The sequence below is a fragment of the Rhodococcoides navarretei genome (assembly GCF_038069675.1).
GTDB lineage: Bacteria > Actinomycetota > Actinomycetes > Mycobacteriales > Mycobacteriaceae > Rhodococcoides > Rhodococcoides navarretei.
In genome coordinates this window covers 3,572,794-3,595,820 of sequence record NZ_JBBPCN010000001.1, presented here as the reverse complement: position 1 = coordinate 3,595,820, position 23,027 = coordinate 3,572,794, and the positions used below count along the sequence as shown (strand labels likewise).

At 65.3% G+C, this 23,027-nt stretch carries 22 protein-coding genes; 12 read left to right on the top strand and 10 right to left on the bottom strand.

Going from position 1 to position 23,027, the window contains the following annotated elements; all coding sequences use genetic code 11:
- Complete coding sequence (locus AABD04_RS16775) at positions 1 to 1,452, top strand: NAD-dependent succinate-semialdehyde dehydrogenase (protein WP_341441862.1); 1,452 nt, start codon at positions 1 to 3, stop codon at positions 1,450 to 1,452.
- Positions 1,453 to 1,540: 88 nt separating this feature from the next.
- Here the strand turns inward: AABD04_RS16775 and AABD04_RS16770 are convergent, their stop codons facing one another.
- Together AABD04_RS16770 and AABD04_RS16765 are read right to left on the bottom strand one after the other, a co-directional pair.
- A complete protein-coding gene (locus tag AABD04_RS16770) occupies positions 1,541 to 2,650 on the bottom strand; it encodes a Glu/Leu/Phe/Val family dehydrogenase (protein WP_341441861.1) in 1,110 nt (369 codons plus the stop codon).
- A 168-nt stretch (positions 2,651 to 2,818) separates the two neighbouring features.
- Entirely contained in the window at positions 2,819 to 3,298 is a 480-nt protein-coding gene (locus tag AABD04_RS16765) for an Lrp/AsnC family transcriptional regulator (RefSeq protein ID WP_243597232.1), read from the bottom strand.
- Positions 3,299 to 3,432: 134 nt separating this feature from the next.
- Here AABD04_RS16765 and pdhA point away from each other — a divergent pair, with 134 nt between their 5' ends.
- Genes pdhA through AABD04_RS16745 form a run of 4 tightly spaced genes read left to right on the top strand, consistent with a single transcriptional unit; the run spans position 3,433 to position 9,030 of the window.
- On the top strand, positions 3,433 to 4,515 hold the full coding sequence (pdhA, locus tag AABD04_RS16760) for a pyruvate dehydrogenase (acetyl-transferring) E1 component subunit alpha (protein WP_243597233.1): 1,083 nt from the start codon (positions 3,433 to 3,435) through the stop codon (positions 4,513 to 4,515).
- Positions 4,512 to 5,507 carry an alpha-ketoacid dehydrogenase subunit beta gene (locus tag AABD04_RS16755; protein ID WP_341441860.1) on the top strand — a complete coding sequence of 332 codons (996 nt, stop codon included), beginning with the start codon at positions 4,512 to 4,514 and terminating at the stop codon, positions 5,505 to 5,507. The genes pdhA and AABD04_RS16755 overlap by 4 nt, the downstream gene beginning before the upstream one ends.
- 45 nt (positions 5,508 to 5,552) lie before the next feature.
- Positions 5,553 to 6,845, top strand: a complete 1,293-nt coding sequence (locus AABD04_RS16750) for a dihydrolipoamide acetyltransferase family protein (protein WP_341441859.1) — start codon at positions 5,553 to 5,555, stop codon at positions 6,843 to 6,845.
- Between the two features lie 37 nt (positions 6,846 to 6,882).
- Positions 6,883 to 9,030: a thiamine pyrophosphate-dependent enzyme gene (locus AABD04_RS16745; RefSeq protein WP_341441858.1), complete on the top strand. Its 2,148-nt coding sequence runs from the start codon at positions 6,883 to 6,885 to the stop codon at positions 9,028 to 9,030.
- 1 nt (position 9,031) lies between these two features.
- On the opposite strand, the gene AABD04_RS16740 is transcribed toward AABD04_RS16745, so the two are convergent.
- Entirely contained in the window at positions 9,032 to 10,501 is a 1,470-nt protein-coding gene (locus AABD04_RS16740) for an MDR family MFS transporter (protein ID WP_341441857.1), read from the bottom strand.
- A gap of 147 nt (positions 10,502 to 10,648) precedes the next feature.
- On the opposite strand from AABD04_RS16740, the gene AABD04_RS16735 reads away from it, so the two are divergent.
- Positions 10,649 to 11,296 carry a TetR/AcrR family transcriptional regulator gene (locus AABD04_RS16735; protein WP_243608282.1) on the top strand — a complete coding sequence of 216 codons (648 nt, stop codon included), beginning with the start codon at positions 10,649 to 10,651 and terminating at the stop codon, positions 11,294 to 11,296.
- Positions 11,297 to 11,334: 38 nt separating this feature from the next.
- Here the strand turns inward: AABD04_RS16735 and AABD04_RS16730 are convergent, their stop codons facing one another.
- Complete coding sequence (locus tag AABD04_RS16730; protein WP_341441855.1) at positions 11,335 to 12,480, bottom strand: NAD(P)/FAD-dependent oxidoreductase; 1,146 nt, start codon at positions 12,478 to 12,480, stop codon at positions 11,335 to 11,337.
- Positions 12,477 to 12,974 (bottom strand): Lrp/AsnC family transcriptional regulator, encoded by a 498-nt coding sequence (locus tag AABD04_RS16725; RefSeq protein ID WP_243597240.1) that lies wholly within the window; start codon positions 12,972 to 12,974, stop codon positions 12,477 to 12,479. The genes AABD04_RS16730 and AABD04_RS16725 overlap by 4 nt, the downstream gene beginning before the upstream one ends.
- 170 nt (positions 12,975 to 13,144) lie before the next feature.
- Here AABD04_RS16725 and AABD04_RS16720 point away from each other — a divergent pair, with 170 nt between their 5' ends.
- Genes AABD04_RS16720 through AABD04_RS16710 form a run of 3 tightly spaced genes read left to right on the top strand, consistent with a single transcriptional unit; the run spans position 13,145 to position 15,054 of the window.
- Positions 13,145 to 13,717, top strand: coding sequence for an antibiotic biosynthesis monooxygenase (locus tag AABD04_RS16720; RefSeq protein ID WP_341441853.1), 573 nt, complete (start codon positions 13,145 to 13,147; stop codon positions 13,715 to 13,717).
- Between the two features lie 25 nt (positions 13,718 to 13,742).
- Entirely contained in the window at positions 13,743 to 14,513 is a 771-nt protein-coding gene (locus tag AABD04_RS16715) for a tyrosine-protein phosphatase (protein ID WP_341441852.1), read from the top strand.
- Positions 14,514 to 14,529: 16 nt separating this feature from the next.
- The gene (locus AABD04_RS16710) at positions 14,530 to 15,054 is read left to right on the top strand and encodes a peroxiredoxin (protein ID WP_341441851.1); all 525 of its coding nucleotides are present in this window, start codon (positions 14,530 to 14,532) and stop codon (positions 15,052 to 15,054) included.
- Between the two features lie 4 nt (positions 15,055 to 15,058).
- On the opposite strand, the gene AABD04_RS16705 is transcribed toward AABD04_RS16710, so the two are convergent.
- A complete protein-coding gene (locus AABD04_RS16705; protein WP_335741310.1) occupies positions 15,059 to 15,181 on the bottom strand; it encodes a hypothetical protein in 123 nt (40 codons plus the stop codon).
- A 127-nt stretch (positions 15,182 to 15,308) separates the two neighbouring features.
- Between AABD04_RS16705 and AABD04_RS16700 the strand changes: the two genes are divergently transcribed.
- Complete coding sequence (locus AABD04_RS16700) at positions 15,309 to 16,430, top strand: class I SAM-dependent methyltransferase (protein ID WP_341441850.1); 1,122 nt, start codon at positions 15,309 to 15,311, stop codon at positions 16,428 to 16,430.
- A gap of 9 nt (positions 16,431 to 16,439) precedes the next feature.
- Here AABD04_RS16700 and AABD04_RS16695 read toward each other — a convergent pair whose 3' ends face one another.
- Positions 16,440 to 16,865, bottom strand: coding sequence for a hypothetical protein (locus AABD04_RS16695; protein ID WP_341441849.1), 426 nt, complete (start codon positions 16,863 to 16,865; stop codon positions 16,440 to 16,442).
- Between the two features lie 197 nt (positions 16,866 to 17,062).
- Between AABD04_RS16695 and AABD04_RS16690 the strand changes: the two genes are divergently transcribed.
- A complete protein-coding gene (locus tag AABD04_RS16690) occupies positions 17,063 to 17,911 on the top strand; it encodes a Bax inhibitor-1/YccA family protein (protein ID WP_243597246.1) in 849 nt (282 codons plus the stop codon).
- A 61-nt stretch (positions 17,912 to 17,972) separates the two neighbouring features.
- On the opposite strand, the gene AABD04_RS16685 is transcribed toward AABD04_RS16690, so the two are convergent.
- Positions 17,973 to 19,193 (bottom strand): acetyl-CoA C-acetyltransferase, encoded by a 1,221-nt coding sequence (locus tag AABD04_RS16685; RefSeq protein WP_341441848.1) that lies wholly within the window; start codon positions 19,191 to 19,193, stop codon positions 17,973 to 17,975.
- A 63-nt stretch (positions 19,194 to 19,256) separates the two neighbouring features.
- Positions 19,257 to 20,270 (bottom strand): SGNH/GDSL hydrolase family protein, encoded by a 1,014-nt coding sequence (locus tag AABD04_RS16680; protein ID WP_341441847.1) that lies wholly within the window; start codon positions 20,268 to 20,270, stop codon positions 19,257 to 19,259.
- A 97-nt stretch (positions 20,271 to 20,367) separates the two neighbouring features.
- Here AABD04_RS16680 and AABD04_RS16675 point away from each other — a divergent pair, with 97 nt between their 5' ends.
- The gene (locus AABD04_RS16675; protein WP_243597248.1) at positions 20,368 to 21,753 is read left to right on the top strand and encodes a cystathionine beta-synthase; all 1,386 of its coding nucleotides are present in this window, start codon (positions 20,368 to 20,370) and stop codon (positions 21,751 to 21,753) included.
- A 53-nt stretch (positions 21,754 to 21,806) separates the two neighbouring features.
- Here AABD04_RS16675 and AABD04_RS16670 read toward each other — a convergent pair whose 3' ends face one another.
- On the bottom strand, positions 21,807 to 22,979 hold the full coding sequence (locus tag AABD04_RS16670; RefSeq protein ID WP_243608275.1) for an acyl-CoA dehydrogenase family protein: 1,173 nt from the start codon (positions 22,977 to 22,979) through the stop codon (positions 21,807 to 21,809).
- Positions 22,980 to 23,027 lie beyond the last annotated feature (48 nt).

The window sequence follows — 23,027 nt, the reverse complement described above, 5'->3', positions numbered from 1 at the left end:
ATGTCGGCCCACGATCTGATCTCCTCGCTGCCCACCGATCTGTGGCTCGGCGGTGAGCAGACCCCGTCGGCGTCGGGTGGCCGATTCTCCGTACTGAACCCGGCGACCGGCGAAGAACTCACCACCGTCGCCGACGCCACCGCGGCCGACGGCATCTCCGCGCTCGATCTGGCCGCTGCGGCACAGGGAGCGTGGGCGGCAACTCCGGCTCGCGAGCGGGCAGAGATTCTGCGGCGTGCCTTCGACCTGCTGCAGGCGCGCGCCGCCGATTTCGCTTTGTTGATGACCCTCGAAATGGGGAAGTCGTTGGCAGAGAGCCGCGGTGAAGTGAACTACGGCGGCGAATTCCTACGCTGGTTCAGCGAAGAAGCCGTTCGGATCGGCGGCCGGTACACCCCCGCGCCGGCAGGCAACGGCCGAATCCTGGTGACCAAGATGCCCGTCGGCCCGGTGCTGGCCATCACCCCGTGGAACTTTCCGTTGGCCATGGGCACGCGCAAGATCGGGCCCGCTCTGGCGGCCGGATGCACCGTCATCGTCAAGCCGGCCGAGGACACTCCGCTCACGATGCTCCTTCTCGGGCAGGTGTTCGCCGACGCGGGGTTGCCCAGTGGGGTGCTCTCGATCCTTCCGGCCTCCGACGCGGCGGCGGTCACCGGACCGTTGATGGACGACCCGAGACTGAGGAAGGTCACGTTCACCGGATCGACCGGCGTGGGAAAGCTGTTGGTGCGCAATGCAGCCGACCGTCTACTGCGGACGTCGATGGAGCTCGGCGGCAATGCTCCGTTCATCGTGTTCGACGACGCGGACATCGATGCGGCCGTCGACGGGGCGATGCTCGCCAAGATGCGCAACGGCGGAGAAGCATGCACGGCGGCCAACCGTCTGTACGTCGCGAACTCGGTGCGGGAGGAATTCACCACGAAATTGACGGCGCGGATCGAGGCCCTGACGGTCGGTGCAGGTGACCGAGAGGGCACCGACATCGGGCCGCTCATCAACGACAAGCAGCGCCGCACGGTGACGGCACTGGTGGACGACGCCGTGGCGAAGGGGGCACGGGTACGCACCGGAGGTACGACGCCCGATGGTCCCGGATTCTTCTACACGCCGACGGTTCTCGACCGCATCCCGGCCGATGCGAATCTGTTGCAGGACGAGATTTTCGGCCCGGTGGCAGCGATCATCGGATTCGACACCGAGGACGAGGCAGTGGCCGCAGCCAACGACACCCGGTACGGATTGGTGGCCTACTTCTACACCGAGAACCTCGACCGTGCCCTGCGGGTATCGGCAGCACTGGACACCGGCATGGTCGGGGTCAATCGAGGTGCCATCTCGGACGCGGCTGCTCCGTTCGGTGGCATCAAGGAATCGGGCTTCGGCCGCGAGGGCGGGTCCGAAGGCATCGAGGAATACCTCGAGACGAAGTACATCGCGCTTCGGTAGTCCTGCACGTGTCGCTCCACTCCTCGACCGTCAGCGCGGGAATTCCCGATCGACGGCCGGAAGTGGAGCGATACGTGCCTGTGCGTTCTCAGCCCTGGGCGGCCGTGATCCGGTCTTCGGCCAGACGATCGGCGGCGGCTCCCAGCAGAATGCCCTCCGCACGCGCGATGGCGAAGATGCCGGTTACGGTGTCGCGGATCTTCCAGATCGTGGCCATCACCTCGGCCGAATCCTTGCCGCGCAGTTCGCCTTCCACCTGAATCAGGCCGCCGGCGTTGGCGACGTAGTCCGGTATCCAGACGATTCCGCGCGCAGCCAGCATCGCTTCGACATCGGGTGTGAGCAACTGATTGTTCGCCGCACCGCACACGATGGACGCCGACAATCGAGCCACCGACGAGGCGTCGAGCGTGGCACCCATGGCGCACGGCGCGTAGACGTCGATGTCGGCACCGATGATGTCGGATCCGATGGTGACCCCGGGGAAGTCAAGGGCGATGCGATCGAGTGCGGGTACGTAGGAGTCGCTGACGATCACCTCGGCACCGGCCTCACGAAGCAGCGCGACGAGGTTGTACCCCACCTTGCCTGCGCCCTCGACGCCGACACGCTTGCCGGTCAGATCGTCCGAGCCCCATACCGATTCGGCTGCAGCCCGAAGCGAGAGAGAGACTCCGAGTGCAGTCTGCGGGCCGCTGTCGCCGGTGCCGCCCGCGGTGGTGTTCTTGCCGACGACGTGCGCCGTCTCCTCACCGATGATGTCGAGATCGTCGCTGTTGGTCCCCACATCGCCTGCCGTGACGTAGGTCCCGCCGAGCGATTCGACGAACCGGCCGTAGGCGCTCAACAGTGTCGGGGTCTTGATGGCGTTGGGGTTGCCGATGATCACCGCTTTACCGCCGCCGAGGTCGACTCCGGCAACGGCTGCCTTGTACGTCATTCCGCGGGAGAGCCGTAGAACATCGGTCAGCGCATCCTGCTCGGATGCGTAGGGGTAGAACCGAGTTCCGCCGAGGGCAGGACCGAGCGTCGTGGAGTGGACTGCGATGATCGCACGCAGACCGGTGTCACGATCCTGGCAGAACACGACGCGCTCGTGTGCAGAGTCGTGCGGCATGTCGGAACGATCGAAGACCCCTGCCGGCAAGGTATCGATCGAGGTGGGTACGGCGGCGGGGCGGTCGGCAACGACGGACACAGGCGGTCTCTTTCGGTGATGAGGCGGCGGTACCCGGAAATGGATGGTATCCGGGAACATGTCCGTCGAAGAGTGCCGTGAGCGTGCACGCTGGTCAACCGCCGTTGCCGAGAACGTGCATGTTGCACGGTCGTGCGTTGATCGACTCCGCAGAGCTGGTCTGGCTGCTCAGCGTCGGCCCTCCTCGGCGAGCTGTTCGAGCAACGGCTTGGTGCGGTACTGGATCAGCTCCGACATCGCGATGGACATGTTGGTGCGCTCGACTCCGGGGATATCGAGAATGAGACCCGCGATGCGATACAGGTCGTCGGCGTCGACGGCCGCGATGCGGATGTGCATGTCTGCGGCTCCGGACAGCCCGAACACCTCGAGCACTTCCGGGATGGTGCGCAGGTGCTCGGTCACCGCGGCCAGCGTGTGTTGGTTGACCTGTGCGGTGACGAATGCCTGCAGCGGGCGTCCCAGCGACTTCGGTGGGATGCGGTGATCGATCGGAGTGAGCGACCCCTTGTCGTCCCATCGACCGAGGCGCGCCTGGACGGTGTTTCGAGACAGTCCCAATGTGGTGGCGAGTTCGACGCCGGTGGCTCGCGGCCTCGCGCAGAGGGCGAGCAGAAGTCGAGCGTCGGTCTTGTCCAGATCGGTCATTGCGCACTTCCTGTAGCTCGGTCGTTACCCAATATTGTGCACGCTGCGCAGTTCTGAAGTCATCACTTGTGCAGTCTGGATGTCGGTGGTGTTCTTGTGAAGGACATCACATCAGGACGGAGAGTGCCACGACCATGAACACCAACTCGCTGGTTCAGCTGATCAAAGAATCGGGAACAGTGGTGCGCAACGAGACCTACTCGCCCCTTGTCGCCGATATCGACACGGCCGCGATGATGGAGATGTACCGCGATCTCGTTGTCGTCCGGCGTATCGATTCCGAGGCCACCGCACTGCAGCGACAGGGCGAACTGGGCTTGTGGGCGCCGTTGCTCGGACAGGAAGCGGCACAGGTCGGATCCGCTCGTGCGCTCGACACCGAGGACTTCGTGTTCGCCAGCTACCGCGAGCACGGTGTCGCGTACTGCCGCGGAGTAGACCCCACCCAGATGCTGCGGTTCTGGCGCGGATCGACGCTGTCGGGCTGGGACCCGTACGAGTACCGCATGACGACACCGGCGATCATCGTGGGATCGCAGGGTCTGCACGCGACCGGGTACGCGATCGGCATGCAGCTCGAGGGTGCCGAGGGCGCAGCCATCACCTACTTCGGCGACGGCGCAACCAGCCAGGGTGACATTTCCGAGGCACTCGGTTTCGCCGCGAGTTTTCACGCGCCGGTGGTGTTCTTCTGCCAGAACAACCAGTGGGCCATCTCCGAACCGGTGACGGTGCAGACGAAGGCGACGATCGCCGCCCGCGGCGAGGGATACGGAATCCCGTCGGTCCGCGTCGACGGCAACGACGTTCTCGCGGTTCTGGCCGTGACCCGGGCAGCCCTGGCGCGGGCGCGTGAAGGCAGCGGCCCGACGCTCATCGAGGCCGTCACCTACCGCATGGGCCCGCACACGACCTCGGACGATCCGACGCGATACCGCTCGGGTGCCACCGACGACGAGTGGCGCGCCAAGGATCCGATCGACCGAATCGAGAAGCTGCTCAGGCGAATCGGCGTGTTCGACGACGCGTTCGCCGCCTCGGTGAAGCAGACGGCCGACGACGTGGCAGCCGAGCTTCGCCGCGGTTGCCTCGAGACCGTCGAACCGGCCGCGATGTCGGTCTTCGACAACGTCTACGCAGATCCCCACCCTCTCCTGGACGACGAGCGCGCTCGATTCGCCTCGTACCAAGCCGGATTCGAAGGAGCCATGTCATGACCACCCTGGAACGGCCCACCAGTCTTCCGTTGGGCAAGGCCATCAACGCAGGTCTGCGGCGAGCGATGGAGAACGATCCGAAAGTTCTGCTGATGGGCGAGGACATCGGCAAGCTCGGCGGCGTCTTCCGCATCACCGACGGCCTGCAGAAGGACTTCGGACCCGGTCGTGTGCTCGACATGCCGTTGGCGGAATCGGGCATCATCGGTACCGCCGTCGGTCTGGCGATGCGGGGATTCCGGCCGGTGTGCGAGATCCAGTTCGACGGTTTCATCTATCCGGCGTTCGACCAGATCGTTTCGCAGGTGGCCAAACTGCACTACCGCACCAGTGGAAACGTGAAGATCCCGATGACGATCAGAGTGCCCTACGGTGGCGGAATCGGTGCCGTCGAGCACCACTCCGAATCCCCCGAAGGGTATTTCGCGCAGACCGCAGGTCTTCGCGTCGTCACGTGCAGCAACGCTGCCGACGGCTATTCGATGATCCAGCAGGCCATCGCCAGCGATGATCCGGTGCTGTTCTTCGAGCCGAAGCGACGGTACTGGGAGAAGAGCGCGATCGACCTCGACGCCGACGCGTCGTACCCACTGCACCGAGCGCGGGTGGTCACCGAGGGCACCGACATCACCCTCATCGCCTACGGACCACTCGTCGCCACCGCGCGCAAGGCCGCCGAAGTGGCTGCCCACGAGGGACTGTCGATCGAGGTCGTCGATCTTCGCTCACTCTCGCCGATCGACTTCGAGACCATCGAGGCCTCGGTGCGCAAGACCGGGCGGCTGGTCGTCACCCACGAGGCTCCGGTGTTCATGGGCCTCGGCTCGGAGATCGCAGCGCGAGTATCCGAACGGTGCTTCTACAACCTCGAGGCACCGGTGATGCGCGTCGGTGGTTTCGCAACCCCGTACCCGGCGTCGAAACTGGAGAAGTTCTACCTGCCCGACGTCGACCGCATTCTCGACGCAGTCGACCGCTGCCGCTCGCACTGACCTCGCGCTCACCGACCGCCGATTTCGACCGAACAGGATTCGACGATGCCCACGATCAAGAGCTTTCCACTACCCGACCTCGGGGAGGGCCTCACCGAGGCCGACCTGCTGACCTGGCTCGTCGCGGTCGGCGACACCATCGAGCTGAATCAGAACATCGCCGAGGTCGAAACGGCCAAGGCAGCCGTCGAACTTCCGTCACCGTTCGCCGGTGTCGTTGCTGCGCTGCATGTCTCGGAGGGCGATACCGTCGAAGTCGGGGTGCCGATCATAGATATCAGGGTCGGTGCCGACAACGAGGACGGTGTGGAGTCGGAGCCCGCCGCGTCCCAGGTGGACGAGGTGGTTGCGGCCGTGGACGAGGACGAACGCGTACCGGTTCTGGTCGGCTACGGGGTGGCGAAGGAAGGCTCCAGTCGACGCGGCGGCCGTGGAACTGCAGCGGTCACCCCGACACCGACCGCGCAGAACGGAAAACCGCTGGCGGCACCGCCGGTGCGAAAGATCGCCAAGGACAACGCCGTCGACCTCGCCGACGTGCCGCCCACCGGGGCCCGCGGCGACGTCACCCGCGACGATGTCGAGTCGTATCTGCACGGAGCCGACACTGCAGGGGAGCAGATCCCGTCACGGGTCGGCCGCGAAGTGCGCACCCCGATCAAGGGAGTGCGCAAGCACACGGCGGATGCAATGGTGCGCAGTGCATTCACCGCTCCACACGTCACCGAGTTCGTGACCGTGGACGTCACCGAGACCCTGACACTGCTGGAGTCCCTACGGTCCTCGGCTCACTTCGCCGACGTGCGGCTGACTCCGCTGGCTCTGGTCGCCAAGGCGGTTCTCGTTGCGCTGAAATCGAATCCGTCGCTCAACTCCTCCTGGGACGAGGCCGCTCAGGAGATCGTCACCAAGCACTACGTCAATCTCGGTATCGCCGCGGCGACTCCGCGCGGCCTGATGGTGCCGAACATCAAGGACGCCCACGAGCTCTCTCTGGTGGATATCGCCCGCGCGCTGTCGGAGCTGACGCGCACGGCCAAGGAGGGCAAGAGCAGTCCTGCCGACCTGGCCGACGGCACCATCACGATCACCAACGTCGGAGTGTTCGGTGTCGATGCAGGCACTCCCATCCTCAATCCCGGCGAAGCTGCCATCCTGTGCTTCGGTTCGATCCGCCGCATGCCCTGGGAACACGAGGGCGAGATCGCGTTGCGGTCCGTGACGACACTGTCACTGTCGTTCGATCATCGGCTCGTCGACGGCCAGCAGGGATCGCAATTCCTTGCGCTCGTCGGCCGGTTGCTGAGTGCTCCCATGGATATGATCGCCCTGAGCTGATGTCCCAGCTCGGCTAGAGGGAGAAACAGGTGCGAGCGTGGCCGAGGCGATCGACGAGTACTTCCTGCAGCAGGTTCGTTCGACCGGGCTCAGTGGGTCGGTCGTCGCCGAACCGCAGCGACTGATCCGGTACTTCGACGCGCAACTCGCGAGTCGGCATCTCGACTTCGCCGCTCGCTGGTTGCAGTCCACGGGCTCCGGCTATTACACCATCGGTTCGTCCGGCCACGAGGCCAACGCAGCTGTCGGGGCCGCGACCGAGGTGTCCGACCCGGCGTTGCTGCACTACCGCTCCGGCGGCTTCTATGCTGCACGCGCACAACAGTATCCGGGTTCGACACCGATCCAGGATGTGCTGGCGAGTCTGGTCGCCTCGACTCGAGATCCCATGTCCGGCGGACGACACAAGGTGTTCGGGCACCCGGATCTGGGCATCGTCCCGCAGACGTCGACGATCGGTTCGCAGGTTCCACGCGCAGTCGGTCTGGCGTTCTCTCTCGGTCGCGCGAAGGCGCTGCGTCATCGCACTCCGTGGCCCGAGGATGCCGTCGTGGTGTGCAGCTTCGGCGATGCCTCGGCCAACCATTCGACGACGGTGGGTGCGCTGAACTCGGCTGCGTACTGTGCGCACCAGTCGATCCCGATGCCGATTCTGTTCGTCTGCGAGGACAACGGCATCGGCATCAGTACCCGGTCGCCCAAGGGATGGATCGAGCAGTCGCTCGGCCGGTTCGCCTCGATCGAGTACGTGCGCGCCGACGGCAGCGACCCTGTCTCGTTGATGCGCACCGTCGATGCGGCCGTCGCGGCCGTGCGGTCGGGGCGTAGGCCGGTGGTTCTGCATCTCGAGACGGTACGGTTGATGGGCCACGCCGGCTCCGACGCCGAACTCGCGTATCGAACGAGCGCAGACATCGTCGGCGACTACGCGCGAGATCCTCTGCTGGCCAGTGCCCGCGCATTGATCGCTGCCGGAGTGCTCACTGCCGCCGATGTCGAGGGCCGCTACGAGGCGATGCGCGAGACCGTCATGTCCGAGGCCGAGGCGACGGTCCACTCACTGCGATCCGGAGCGTCGACACGCCTCGCGACCGCGGACGCGGTGATGTTTCCGCTCACCGAACGGCGACCGGGGGCGGTGGCGGCAACCGAGCGAAGCCTGCGAGCTGCGCATGGCGAGGAGCGTCTGACTCTTGCCGCGATGATCGGCAGGACGCTCACCGACGTCATGGCGGCGCGACCGGAGGTCCTCGTGTTCGGGGAGGACGTGGCGGTCAAGGGCGGCGTCTACGGAGTCACGAAGGGTTTGCGCAAGAAGTTCGGCGCAGCAAGAGTTTTCGACACGTTGCTCGATGAGCAGACCGTGCTCGGCACCGCACTGGGTGCCGCGCTCGCGGGCTTCGTTCCGATACCGGAGATTCAGTATCTGGCGTACCTGCACAACGCCGAGGATCAATTACGCGGTGAGGCGGCGTCGCTGAGGTTCTTCTCCGATGCGCAGTTCACCAACGGGATGGTGGTGCGCATCGCCGGTCTGGCGTATCAACGCGGCTTCGGTGGGCACTTCCACAACGACAATGCGGTGGCCGTCCTGCGCGACATTCCGGGAATCGTCGTCGCCGTTCCGAGTTCGGCGGCAGAGGCTGCCGGTCTCCTGAGAACCTGTGTGGCACTGGCTGTCGAGGAGGGGCGGGTGTGCGTCTTCCTGGAGCCGATTGCGCTCTACCACCGAGTCGATCTGCACGACGGCGACGGGGCATTGCGGAGCAGGGATGATTCGGACGCCGAATTCGGTGCCGTCGCAACCTGTTCGGACGGTCCCGACCTGGCCATCGTCACCTTCGGCAACGGGGTGGTGATGAGCATGCGGGCAGCGTCGAGGTTGCGCGAGAGGGGGATCGGCGTGACGGTCGTCGATCTGCGCTGGATCGTTCCTTTGCCGATCGACGACCTTCTGCGCCGGTTGGTCGGCTTCGATCGAGTGTTGATCGCGGACGAGACTCGGCACGACGGGGGAGTGGGCGAAGGTGTCGTGACTGCCCTGATCGAGGGTGGATACGAGGGTACGGTCGGCCGAGTGGCGAGCAAGAACTCGTTCGTTCCGCTCGGCGGCGCGGCCGATCTCGTCCTCCTCTCGGAGGACGAGATCGTTTCTGCCGCTGTGGAGATGGCTGAATCGAGGTGACTCAGTGCACCGGCTGTGCCGGAGCGACCTCGTCCCGATCGCTGTGAGCCGGGGCGCGGATGAAGAACGACGCCGCCACCGCCACCAGCGAGACCGCCCCGCCGTAGAGGAATGCGGTGTGGATGCCGGCCTCGGAGCCGCCCACGGCGGTTGCGCCGTCGGCGATACGGGCCGCTGCGGTGTTCGACATCACGGTGACGAACAGTGCGGTACCTGCGGCACCTGCCAATTGCTGAACCGTGCTGAAGATGGCGCTACCGTGCGAGTACAGCTGGGTGGGAAGCGACCCCAGCGACGAGGTCATGAGCGGTGTCATGATGAGCGCGAGACCTGCCGAGAGCAGCATGTGGATACCGATCACGAGCGGAAGGGCGGACTGCGCGTCCAGGACGGTCATCGACCACAACGCGGCGCTCACCACCATCGCACCTGGAATGACCAACGGGCGCGGACCGATTCGGTCGAAGATCCGGCCGACGAACGGCGCGAGCAGGCCCATCAGCAGTCCGCCGGGGAGCAGCATCAGTCCGGTGTCGAGGGTGTCGAGACCGCGGACGTTCTGCAGGTACATCGGTAGCAGGATCAGAGCGCCGAACAGTGCCATCATCGAGATCGCGATCATGCCGAGGCCGATGCTGAAGGTGGGGGTGCGGAACGGACGCATGTCCAGCAGGGCTCCACCCTGATCTTGCCGGGCGATCTGACGCAGCACAAACACCACGAGTGCGATCGCTCCGACCACCAGTGGCAGCCATACCGGCACGACGGATTCCTCGGCCGAGTGTCCCAGGCTGCTCAAGCCGTAGACGATCCCGCCGAAAGCCAACGCGGACAACACTACCGACGGCGGATCGAACGACGGCCGACTGGTTCGGGTCACGTTCTTCACCAGAGTGGTACCGATGGCGAACGCGACGAGTGCGATGGGGAGCACGAGCCAGAACATCCAACGCCAGTCCAGCGAGTTCAGGATGATTCCGGAGATGGTCGGGCCGACGGCGGGGGCCACGGCGATGACGATCGAGATCACGCCCATCATTGCGCCGCGCTTGTTCGCCGGAACGACGGTGAGCACCGTGGTCATCAGCAGCGGCAGCATGATCGCCGTACCGCTGGCCTGGGTGATGCGGCCGAGCAGGAGGAGCTCGAAGCCCGGGGCGGAGGCCGCGAGCAGCGTGCCGATGGTGAACAGAGTCATCGCCGCCACGAATACCTGGCGCAAGGTGAAGCGCTGGAACAGGAATCCGGTGACGGGGATGACCACCGCCATCGTCAGCAGAAATCCGGTGGTGAGCCATTGCGCGGTGGTCGCCGTGATGCTCAGGTCGACCATCAAGGTGGGCAGCGCCACGCTCATGATCGTCTCGTTGAGGATCATCACGAACGCCGCGATGACGAGGATGCCGATCAGTAATTTGCTGCCCGGCGCGAGCTGCCCGTCGGGTGCGTGGTCGGTCTCAGGTGTGGTCATGTGTCGAGAACTTTCGCGTATGGGCTCGAAGTGTGAAGAGAAATCGTATTGAGACAGCCTGACTCATTGTGACAGTGACTGTCAACTTGAACATTGCTGGTAAGTTGACGGCGAGAATACCGAGATGTGGTCGATGGTTGGAGGACGATGAGCGAGCACGTACCGGATCTGCGCGAGCGACGTCGCCGAGAAACCCAGCTCGAGATCACCCGCGCCGCGCTCGATCTGTTCGAGACGCAGGGCTGCGCCGCGACGACGGTCGACCAGATCGCGCGCCGGGCCGGTGTATCGCCCAGCACCTTTTTTCGTAGCTTTGCATCCAAGGAAGAATCGGTACTCGGCCTCGCCCCCGAGTTCGAGCTCGATATCGACGCCTGGCTGGCATCGAGGGCACCCGAGGACGTCACTCTCGCTGCTATCGAAGCACTGTACGAGCAATCCGTCGAACGATTTTCCGCTGCACCGGACGAGGCGCGAGATCGCCTGCTGCGTACCCGGCGGCTGATCGGGCGCGACGACCACCTGCGGGCCGCGGCCTTCGCCACCGACGCCATGACGTTGTGTCGCGTCACCGACTCGGTGGCCGCCACGCTCAGTGGCCACGAATCACGCTCGTACGCAAGGTTGCTGATCGAGGGGGCCGGGATGGCGATGCGGATCGCCTTCGACGACTGGGCCGAGCGCATCGACGCCGGGCAGGACGCCGATCTGGTGGACATCTACCGAACCACGCTGCGCGATCTACGACGCGTCGTCGGTAGAGCGGCTGCGCCGCACGTGAGTGGAACTTCGTAGCAGGGGTCGAACTTTCGTGCACGTGGCGCGGAGCGCCTCTACCCGAAGCGGTGCGGAGCCAAGTCGTCTGCCCGTAGCCCGCGCTCGGTGACATCGGCCGGAAGCGGTTCTCCGCGAACGATTGCCGCGCCCACCCGCGCCAGTGCCGCGCACGTCTGGATCCCGTATCCGCCCTGCCCGGCGCACCAGAAGAATCCCTCGACTGCCGGATCGAATCCCACGACCGGAGTGCGATCGGGAACGAAACTGCGTAGGCCTGCCCAGGACGACCGAACATGTCGCGCCGTCAATGTGGTCGCCTCGGCGATGTCGTCGAACGCACGCGCTATCTCCAACTCGTCGGGGCGGGCATCGCTCGGCTCGGTGGGCGTCTCGTCCGCAGGCGAGCACAAAAGTTGTGCGCCTTCGGGTTTGATGTAGAACTTCTCGTCGATGTCGCTCAGTGTCGCAAGCTTCGCGGTGTCGAGATCCTCGGGCGCGGCGACCATGAAGACCGACCGACGCATCGGGACGAGTCCGATCGGATCGGCACCCGCCAGTGCGCCGACCACGTCTGCCCATGCGCCTGCTGCGTCGACGACGAGGGGGGCGGTATGGACCGCACCGTCCGTGGTGTGCACGTGCCACAGTCCGTCGACGCGTGCGATCCGCGTCACGCCTGCCCCGGTGCGGACTCGCCCACCTCGATCGCGTAGACCCCGCACGAAGCCTTGATGCAGTGCGTGGACGTCGACTTCCATCGAGTGAGGTTCGTACAGTGCACAATCGATCAATTCCGGGCGCAGCGGCGGAAAGAGGGTGCGTGCGTCGGCGGGGGAGACCAGTTGCGCGTCGGGTGTCAGGCGGCTGACGTCTGCGTACATCGCCTCGAGAGCGTCGCCTCGGCCGGTGGCCGCGAACTGCAACAGCGGACGCGGGGCGAGCAGTTCGGATCGGACGTAGTCCGGCGGGTCGACCAGGAAGGCTCGGCTGGCCGTCGTCAGAGCGCGAATCGCGTTGTTGCCGTAGGTTTCCAGGAACAGGGCAGCCGAGCGCCCGGTGGTGTGGAAGGCCAGAGTGGATTCGCGCTCGAGCAGTGTGACGCGTCGGTCGCTCGCGAGTTCGTAGCCGAGCGAGACGCCACCGATTCCGCCCCCGATCACGACGACGTCGGTGGAGTTCTGTTCTCGCTCGGACGTAGTCATGGATTTCTCTCGTTCGTTGTCTCTGCGGTCCACTGCGCGCCGGGGCCGATCGCCTCGTCGAAGATCAGCCAGGTTCGCGTCGAGAGTATCCCGTCGAGTCCCTGCAGTTTGTCGAGAACGAGATGGCGAAGCGCCGACGTGTCCGGAGCGCGCACCAGAACGAGTGCGTCGAAATCGCCGCCCATGAGGCTGACGTGTTCGACGAACGGGAAGGTGCTCAGATCGTCGGCGACGGCGCGCCAGGAATCCTGGCGAATGGACAGTGCCACATAGGCCGACGCGCCGAACCCCGCCTTCTCGTAGGCGATGCGTGCGGTGAATCCCTCGATCACCCCTTCGTCGAGAAGGCGATCGACGCGCACGTAGGCGTGTGCCCGCGAGATATGGGTGGCCTCGGCCAGGGCGCGCATGGACATTCGGCCGTCACGGCTGAGCTCGGTGACGATGCGTCGGTCCACGTCGTCGAGTCGGTACTCGGGTCGGTGTTGTGCCATCCGTCCACTCCAGGTGGTTCACGAGAGGTCTGTGTGGACAGAATGCCACATCGGGTGCATCTCATGGCCATACATCTACATTTCTGCCCACGATTTGAAAGCTGGTCCACTGGGCCGCATTCTGTGTAGAACAGGTAAGCCGCGACGAACACGTGCAGAAGGGGTACCGCATGACCACGACGGACACGCTCGATCACGTCACGACCTCGGTCGCACGGCGCGTTCGCGAGGGATACGAGGCAGATTTCGTGGACTGGACCGATCGCGGAATGGCACTGGTTGGAACCTTTCCCGGATTTCTCGGTGGCGGTTGGCTGCGCAGCTCCGGTGGTTCCAGCGACTACCACGTGGTGTATCGATTCGAGACACACGACAACCTCGACGTCTGGTTGCGCTCGGACGCCCGACGCAGCTGGCTCGGTACCGGTCGTCCCATCGCCGACGACCTCGAGACACATCGACTTTCCGGTGTCGAGGGATGGTTCGAGCCGCAGTCCAACCTCACCGACGCGGTTCGAGTGATCGGCGGGCCGCCGCCGCGGTGGAAGCAGGCGGTCTCGATCGGTGTCGCGTTCTACGCCGTCAGTCTGCTCGTCAACATCGTTCTCACTCCGCATCTGACGAACCTGAACGTGGCACTGCGCACTGCCCTCGTGGTGATGATGTGTACGCCGTTGATGGTCTACGTGGTGATGCCGTTCGTCACCGCGCGGCTACGTCGGTGGCTGGTACCGGCCTCGTAGCGCCACCTTCGATAGGGTCGACCCCATGCCTGACGCTCGCGCACACGATCAGTTCGCCCTGGACGGGGCCTGGAACTTCCGCGATCTCGGCGGGGCACGTACCGCGGACGGGGCAACGATTCGGCCCGGATTGTTCTATCGCGCATCCGAATTGAGCGCGCTGACCGAGAGCGGTCAGCGGACTGTCGGCGATCTCGGGATCCGCACGGTCCTGGATTTTCGTAGCGGTTCGGAGATCGATCGAAGTGGCGCAGACCGAGTTCCCGCGGGCGTGGAGTCGATCTCGGTTCCCTTCGAAATCGTTCGAGGCGTGCGCGCCCCACACGAAGCTCCCTTGCAGGACGAGCAAAGCCAAGTGGAGTACATGATGCGGGCGTACGCGTCCTTCTCGGCCCTCGACGGTGCATCACACGCGATCAAGCGGGTGATCGACGCGGTCGTCGAGCGTCGCGGTGGCGTCCTGGTGCATTGCGCGGCAGGCAAGGACCGGGCGGGGTGGACCGTTGCGACGGTACTTCGGGCGGCAGGTGTCAGCGAGAACGACATCGTCGCGGACTACCTACGCAGCAACGACGGGATCGAGCCCCTGCTCTCACACGTCCGCAGAACGTGGGTGGGAGCGACCGACGAAAAGACCCAACCCACCGAGGCGATACTGGGCGTCCGCGAGTCCTACCTGGAGCACGGATGGGCTTCGATGGAGTCGAACCACGGATCGTTCGACGGATATCTGACGCACTTGGGTATCGATACGACGTTGCGTCGTCGGTTGACTGCCGCCCTCGTCGATGGCTGAGCGGTAGCCTCGCCCCATGCGTATCGGACATACCGCCCCGGACTTCGAGCTTCCGGACCATTCCGGGGAGCTACGCGCACTTACCGACCTGACTGCGTCGGGGCCTGTCGTCCTGTTCTTCTATCCGGCCGCCAACAGTCCGATCTGCACCGCGGAAGCATGTCACTTCCGTGACCTGGGCTCGGAGTTCGAGAGATTCGGCGCGCACCGTGTCGGCATCAGTACCGATACCCGGGACAGCAACCAACACTTCGCACTGCAACGATCGTTCGACTTTCCCCTGCTGTCCGATTCGGACGGTACTGTCGCCGAGCAGTTCGGGGTGCGGCGGGGCGGGTGGTTCACCCGGCGGCGTCGGCTCCGGGAGTTCGAACGCGGACGCGCGCATGCAGCCGAGCGTGGATACGTACGGCAATTGTTGTCCGTGAAGCGGACGACATTCGTGATAGATCGGCACCGAACGGTGCGGATGGTCGTACGGAGCGAGCGCGGTCACGTGCACGCGACCAAGGCGCTGGAGTACCTGCGCTACCTGTCGTGAAGGGCTAGTCGTTGGCGCCGCTGAAGAGGGCGGTGTAGACGGCCGGCTTCGAGGTTTCGGCATGTGCATCGGTGGACGCATCGTCGGGATGGCTGAAGAGCGCCTCGTTCTTGTCTTGGTGTTCCATTCCCCGAGCATGCCCCTCATTCGCTGCAATAGCTACTCGCCGCGCTGGCTCTGCCGGGACCCGCGCGGGGGTAAGCCTGCGGAACGACCCTGGAGGGTCACCCACAGCCGGGTGGGATACTGCTCGAGTGCCCGATGAAACCCTGTTCGACGCTTTACGCCGTGAGCCCGACGCCGAGGCACCGAACCTCCATGCCGTGGACGCCGCGGACCGTCTCGTCCTCGATACCGTCGACGAACTCCCCGGCATCGACAGAACGACACCCATCGCGGTGATCGGCGACCGGTACGGAGCCCTCACGCTCGGGGCCGTCGCCTCGGGGTTCACCACGGTCCGGGTCCATCAGGACGCGGTCACCGGCGTGCGGGCGCTCGAGTTGAACGCCGCCCGAGTCTCGATGGCGGGCACCTACACCCAGCACGCGCTGGATGCCGCACTGCTCGACGGTGTGGGGGTGGTGCTGATGCAACTGCCTCGAGGACTGGCCGAGTTGACCGAAATCGCCGAGCGCATCGCCGCACACGCGTCGTCGGACGTCGTCGTCCTGGCGGGCGGACGAGACAAGCACATGACACCGGCGATGAACGACGTGCTGCGAAGGTCGTTCGAGACCGTCACGGCCGGCCGCGGACGGCAGAAGGCCCGAGTGCTCACCGCACGCGGGGCGGTGGCGTCGGGCATGACGTATCCGGTGAGCAAGCGGATTGCCGACTTGGACTTGACGGTGGTCGCACACGGGGCGGTGTTCGCGGGAGCCGGTCTGGACATCGGTACGCGATACCTGCTCGAGTACCTTCCGAAGATGCTGCCGCGTGCTCGTGTTGCCGTCGACTTGGGTTGTGGCACAGGAATTCTCGCCACCGAACTAGCCCGAACGAGGCCCGACCTCGAGGTGTTCGCCACTGATCGCTCGTCCGCAGCGATCTTGTCGGCAGCGGCGACGGCGAAAGCGAACGGAGCGCGGATCTCGGTGGTCGCCGACGACGCAATGTCCACGTTCGAGTCCGGGTCGGTCGATCTCGTGGTCTGCAACCCCCCGTTTCACGAGGGCGCAGCGGTGCACACGGGCGGCGCGAGCAAGCTGTTCGCCGCGGCGGGCCGAGTACTGCGGCCGGGCGGACAGTTGTGGACGGTGTTCAACACGCATCTGAACTATCGACGCGAATTGGCCGACGCCGTCGGCCCCACCGATCAGATGGGGCGCAACGGCAAGTTCACCGTCGCTCGCTCGGTACGCCCGAGCGAGTAACGGTGAGCATCAGGTGACCGGGCCGCCGTCTTCGGGAGTTCCGTCGATCTGTCCCCGGTTGCGTCCGAGGTCCTCGACGAGGGTGCCCTCGACGATCTCGGCCTGACGCTGGCCTTCCGCGTAGTCGATGTCGGGGTCCTCGTCCGACTCCTCGACCACGTGATCGACCAGTTCCTCGGTCAATTCGTCGTCCGGGGTCTCGGTGATCGGGCGGTCGAGGTCCTCCTCGACTGCGATGTCGGGTTCTTCCTCGCTGAGCTTGAGATCCAGGCTCTCGCCCTCGGCTGCCTCACGGGCGGTGGTGCCGAAGCTGTTGGCCTCGCTCCAGTGGTCCGGGGGATCGACCACGGTATCGCCGTCGTCGTTGCGCACCTCGTCGGAGTCGACGCTTTCGCTGGGGTCCAAAGTCTGGTCGGGTCCGTCTTCGATTGCCATTTCCTCATAGTGCCCGTTTCGATTCGGTGTCACACACGCGGTCGTCTCCGCGTGTCGAGGCCGTACCCGGTAGAGTCCGATTTGTCCGTCGTAGAAGTTCTCCGCTCGGGAACTTTTGTCCGGATGTCAGACGTTCTACTGATGACCGACGGGGAGATCCCCGGTGGGGATCAGAACTTACGAAGGGAAGAGACACGGTGCGCACCTCCAGCAACCCGGTGTTCCGCAACCTGCCCAAGCAGCAGGGCGGCGGCTACGCCACATTCGGATCTGCGACGGCTGGAGCCTCGCAGGCCGCAACCTTCGGCCAGCATCCCGGAACGCAGGCCGACCCGTACACCACGCAGCCCGCTCAGCGGGCCATGACCATCGACGACGTCGTCACCAAGACCGGCATCACCCTCGGTGTGCTGAGCGTCACGGCGATCATCTCGTACTTCCTGGTCTCGGGTAATCCGGGCTTGGCCATCCCGTTCGTGATCGGCGGAGGCTTGATCGGCTTCGGCTTGGTCATGTTCGCGACGTTCGGTCGCAAGATGGACAACAAGGCAATCGTGCTTGCCTACGCCGCGGCGGAAGGTGTGTTCCTCGGCGCGCTGTCGTTGATGTTCACCGACATCTCGTTCGGCGGAGTCGGCGGATCTGCACTGATCGGCCAGGCCATCCTCGGTACCTTCGGCGTGTTCTTCGGCATGCTGATCGTCTACAAGACCGGTGCCATCCGCGTCACCCCGCGTCTGACTCGGATGATCGTCGGTGCCCTCATCGGTGTCGTCGTCCTGATGCTCGGCAACCTGGTTGCCAGCTTCTTCATGGACGGTGGATTCGGACTGCGTGACGGCGGACCCATTGCCATCATCTTCAGCCTCGTCTGCATCGGTATCGCGGCCTTCAGCTTCCTGCTCGACTTCGACCAGGCCGATCAGCTGATCCGCGCACAGGCACCGGAGAAGGCTGCCTGGGGCGTAGCCCTCGGTCTGACCATCACGCTGGTCTGGCTGTACGTCGAGATCCTGCGTCTGCTGAGCTACTTCCAGAACGACTAGTACTCACGCGAAAAGCCCCGCCACTCCTTCGAGGAGGGCGGGGCTTTTTCGTTGCCAGGGGTCAGCTCAGGCGTTCGAGCACCATGGCCATACCCATGCCGCCGCCGACGCACATGGTCTCGACGCCGAACGTCTTGTCGTGTGTCGTCAGGTTGTTCAGCAGCGTGGTGGTGATGCGTGCACCGGTCATGCCGAACGGGTGGCCGATCGCAATGGCACCGCCGGAGACGTTGAGCTTGTCCTCCTCGATGCCAAGGTCGCGGGCCGATCCGAGGACCTGCACGGCGAACGCCTCGTTGATCTCGAACAGGTCGATGTCGGAGATCGACATGCCAGCGATCTTGAGCGCCTTGCGAGTGGCCTCGATGGGTCCGAGGCCCATGATCTCGGGGGAGGTACCGGTGACTCCGGTGGAGACGACGCGGGCCAGCGGGGTCAGGCCCAGTTCCTTGGCCTTGGTGTCGCTCATGATGACGAGCGCTGCTGCGCCGTCGTTGAGCGGGCAGGCGTTGCCCGCGGTGATGGTGCCGTTGGGGCGGAAGACCGGCTTGAGCTGGCTGATCTTCTCGTAGGTGGTGCCGGCGCGAGGGCCGTCGTCGGTGTTGACGACGGTGCCGTCGGGCAGGGTCACCGGGGTGATCTCCCGCTCGAAGAAGCCGGCGTTGATGGCCTCTTCGGCACGGTTCTGGCTCCGGACGCCCCAGTGATCCTGGTCCTCGCGGGTGATGCCGGTGAGCAGTGCGACGTTCTCGGCCGTCTGGCCCATCGCGATGTACGCGTCGGGCAGCTCGCCGTTCTCGCGGGGGTCGGTCCAGCTGTCCGCGCCCTCTTCCTGTGCCTTCTTGGTGCGAGCTTCGGCGTCGGCGAAGATCGGGTTGTGGCTTTCCGGAAGCGAATCGGAGCTGCCGTGGACGAAGCTGGACACGCTCTCGACACCGGCGGAGATGAACACGTCACCCTCGCCTGCCTTGATCGCGTGCAGCGCCATCCGGGTGGTCTGCAGCGAGGACGAACAGTAGCGCGTGATCGTCGTTCCGGGGAGCGAGTCGTAACCGAGCTGAACCGCGACGATGCGGGCGAGGTTGTTGCCCTGCATGCCGCCGGGAAGGCCGCAGCCCAGGAGCAGGTCGTCGATGTCCTTGGGGTCGAGCGAGGGCACCTTGGCCAGCGCAGCGGCGACCATCTGTGCGGTGAGGTCGTCGGGACGAATGTCCTTGAGCGACCCCTTCATCGCCCTGCCGATCGGTGAGCGCGCGGTGGCGACGATGACTGCCTCTGGCATGTGATCTCCTTCTGATCGAATCTGCTCTGCTACCGCCGAGTAGGCGATGTCTTCTGACCGAACCTACAACCCCGACGAATCGACGTTGTCACGACGTACGAGATCCTCCGACGCAGTGACTATCTCGGCATCGAGCTCGGCGGTTCTTCTGCGCAGGAAGCGGTCGAGTGCGGCCGTGGCGCGGGGGATGGCCTTGCGCGATTCGACGGCTGCGGACACGGTCGGCAACTCGGGCAGCGGACCGCCGTGCCACACACCGAGTGCCGATGCGAGCACCGGCAGAATCTGCTGCGCTGCGAGCTCGTAGCCGGCGGCCGACGGGTGGAAGCGGTCCGCCGAGAACATGGTGTCGGGCGCCGCGAGAAACTCCGGGGAGAGCAGATCCGCCAGCGCCACCGGATGCCCGCCTGCGCTGAGCGTGCGGGCCGTCTGGGCATTCGCGAGGCGTCGACCCCAATTGCGGACGACGGTGCGCAGCGGCTGCGGAATGGCCGTCACGACACCGAGATCGGGGCACGTGCCCACGGCGACCACACAGCCTTTGGCCGTCAGTCGTTCGACCGCGTCGCCCAACCGGGCCGCCGACGCGGCAATGGAGAACTTCTTGGTGACGTCGTTCGCGCCGACGAAGATGACCGCTGCGTCCGGGGGCGGGCCCGCGACGAACATCGCGTCGACCTGGCCTTCGAGCCCCTTCGAGGTAGCGCCGGCAATTGCTTTGGTGCTCAACCGAATTCGTTGCCCGGTTTCCTCGGCAAGTCCGCGGGCGAGCAGCACGCCGGGAACTTCGTCGGCGACGATGCAGCCCACTCCCGCTGCAGTGGAGTCGCCGAAGATCATCAGATGAATATCTGCTGAATTTCCCATCCGCCACCGTTCCGGGGCCGCGCATCCCGCGGTGTAGACGCCGTCGGCCTCCGGTGGTTTGGCGGTGGTGCGCCCGATGACACCCCGTGCCGCAGCGGCCTGCGCCATCAGATGCCGGTACGCGGCCCAGGACGCAGTCCCTGCTCCGGAGCCTGCGAGAACCGTCGCGGCGCTCGCCTTCGCAGCGGTACGCCATCCGCTCGCCGTCACAGATCGATCCCTCTCCTCGCGCCGTCGACACCATCGTATGCGCGGTCTCGACGGCCGTGACCGAGAGTCGAATACCCGCATCTGGGAAGATGGAGCAATGCGCATCGCACAGCACATCACCGAACTCATCGGCAACACCCCGTTGGTGAAGTTGTCCACTGTCGTCGGCGGCAGCGGCGGCACGGTCGCGGCAAAGATCGAGTACCTCAACCCGGGTGGTTCGTCCAAGGACCGCATCGCGGTCAAGATGATCGACGCGGCCGAGGCGGCCGGCGAACTGAAGCCCGGCGGCACCATCGTCGAACCGACGTCCGGCAACACCGGCGTCGGACTCGCACTGGTCGCGCAGCAGCGCGGCTACAAGTGCGTGTTCGTGTGCCCCGACAAGGTGGGTGAGGACAAGCGCAACGTGCTGCGCGCCTACGGAGCCGAGGTCGTGGTCTGCCCGACGGCCGTCGCACCCGACGACCCCAACAGCTACTACAGCGTCTCCGATCGGCTCGTCCGCGAGATCGAGGGAGCGTGGAAGCCGAACCAGTACTCCAACCCCGCAGGCCCGGCCAGCCACTACGAGACCACCGGTCCGGAGATCTGGGCCGACACCGACGGAAAGATCACTCACTTCGTCGCAGGCGTCGGCACCGGCGGCACCATCTCCGGCACCGGCAAGTACCTCAAGGAGGTCTCCGGCGGCAAGGTCAAGGTCATCGGCGTCGACCCCGAGGGGTCGGTGTACTCCGGTGGCACGGGACGTCCGTACTTGGTCGAGGGTGTCGGTGAGGACTTCTGGCCGACCGCCTACGACCCGTCCATCCCGGACGAGATCATCGCCGTGTCCGACAACGACTCGTTCGACATGACTCGTCGCCTCGCCCGCGAGGAAGGCCTGTTGGTCGGCGGCTCGTGCGGCATGGCCGCCGTGGCCGCGATCCAGGTTGCCGAGCGCGAAGGCCCCGACGCGTTGGTCGTCGTTCTGCTGCCCGACGGTGGCCGCGGCTACCTGGCGAAGATCTTCAACGACTCGTGGATGTCCTCGTACGGGTTCCTGCGTTCGCGCTTGGACGGTACGACCGAGGAGACTTCCGTCGGCGCGGTCCTGCGCGGAAAGTCCGGCGCGTTGCCGGATCTGGTGCACACCCACCCGTCGGAAACCGTGCGCGACGCCATCGAGATTCTGCGCGAGTACGGCGTCTCGCAGATGCCCGTCGTCGGTGCCGAGCCGCCCGTCATGGCAGGCGAGGTCGCAGGCAGCGTCACCGAACGCGAACTGCTCAGCGCAGTGTTCGAGGGACGCGCAGCTCTGGCAGATCCGGTTGCGAAGCACATGAGTGAGCCGTTCCCGCTGATCGGTGCCGGGGAAACCGTCTCCGACGCCACCAAGGCACTCGGCGAATCCGATGCGCTGATGGTCGTCGAAGAAGGCAAGCCCGTCGGCGTCATCACTCGCCACGATCTGCTCGGATTCCTCAGCAAGGGTGCCTAGCGGCAGTGGTGTGGTCGAGTGCCCCAGGGGGCACTCAACCACACCACTGCGCGTCAGCGCACCGCGCTCGAGCCGGTCAGGGCCTGCCCGATCACCAGTTGATGGACCTCGGACGTGCCCTCGTAGGTGAGGACGGATTCGAGGTTGTTGGCGTGCCGGAGAACCGGGTATTCCAGCGTGATTCCGTTGGCTCCCAGAATCGTTCGGCATTCTCGGGCAATTTTGATGGCCTCACGCACGTTGTTGAGCTTGCCGAGCGACACCCGCTCGCCCGGCAGCTCGCCCTTGTCCTTGAGTCGGCCCAGGTGCAGAGCGAGTAGCTGTCCCTTGCCGAGTTCGAGGGCCATGTTCGCGAGCTTGGCCTGCGTGATCTGATATCCGGCGAGGGGCTTGTCGAAGACCGCTCGGGTCTTGGAGTATTCGACGGCCGATTCGATGCAGTCCCGAGCGGCGCCCATCGCGCCGAAGACGATGCCGAAGCGGGCCTCGTTGAGGCAGCTCAACGGTCCGCTCAGACCGCGGGCCTCGGGCAGCATCGCATCGGCAGGCAGCCGTACGTCGTCGAAGACCAACTCGCCCGTGATCGAGGCGCGCAGCGAGAGCTTCTTCTTGACCGTGTTCGCGGTGAATCCCGGAGTGTCGGTCGGCACGACGAAACCGCGGATCTTGTCGTCGGTCTGTGCCCAGACGACGGCGACGTCGGCGATGGGTCCGTTGGTGATCCACATCTTGCTGCCGTTGAGGATCCAGTCGTCACCGTCGCGTTTGGCGCGGGTGAGCATGCCGCCCGGGTTGGAACCGTAGTCTGCCTCGGTCAGGCCGAAGCAGCCGATCAGCGAGCCCTCGGCCATCCCCGGTAGCCACTGCTGCTTCTGCTCCTCGGAGCCGTACTTCCAGATGGCGAACATCGCCAGCGAGCCCTGCACCGAGACCAGCGAACGGATGCCGGAGTCGATGGCTTCGAGTTCGAGGCAGGCCAGGCCGTACGCCGTCGCCGACGTTCCGGCGCAGCCGTAGCCCTCGAGGTGCATGCCCAGCAACCCGAGTGAGCCGAGTTCCTTGGCCAGTTCTCGCGCCGGTACCGTGCCCTCGTCGAACCAGTCGGCGATGTGCGGACGGATGCGCTCGTTGCCGAATTTGCGCACGGTGTCCCTGATCTGTCGCTCCTCGTCGTCGAGGAGTGAATCGATCGCGAACAGTTCGTCGACGCTCTGGGAGTTGGCCACGGTGCCTCTTTCCGCTGGGGGTTGTCTTCGCAGGTTACCCACGCCCCT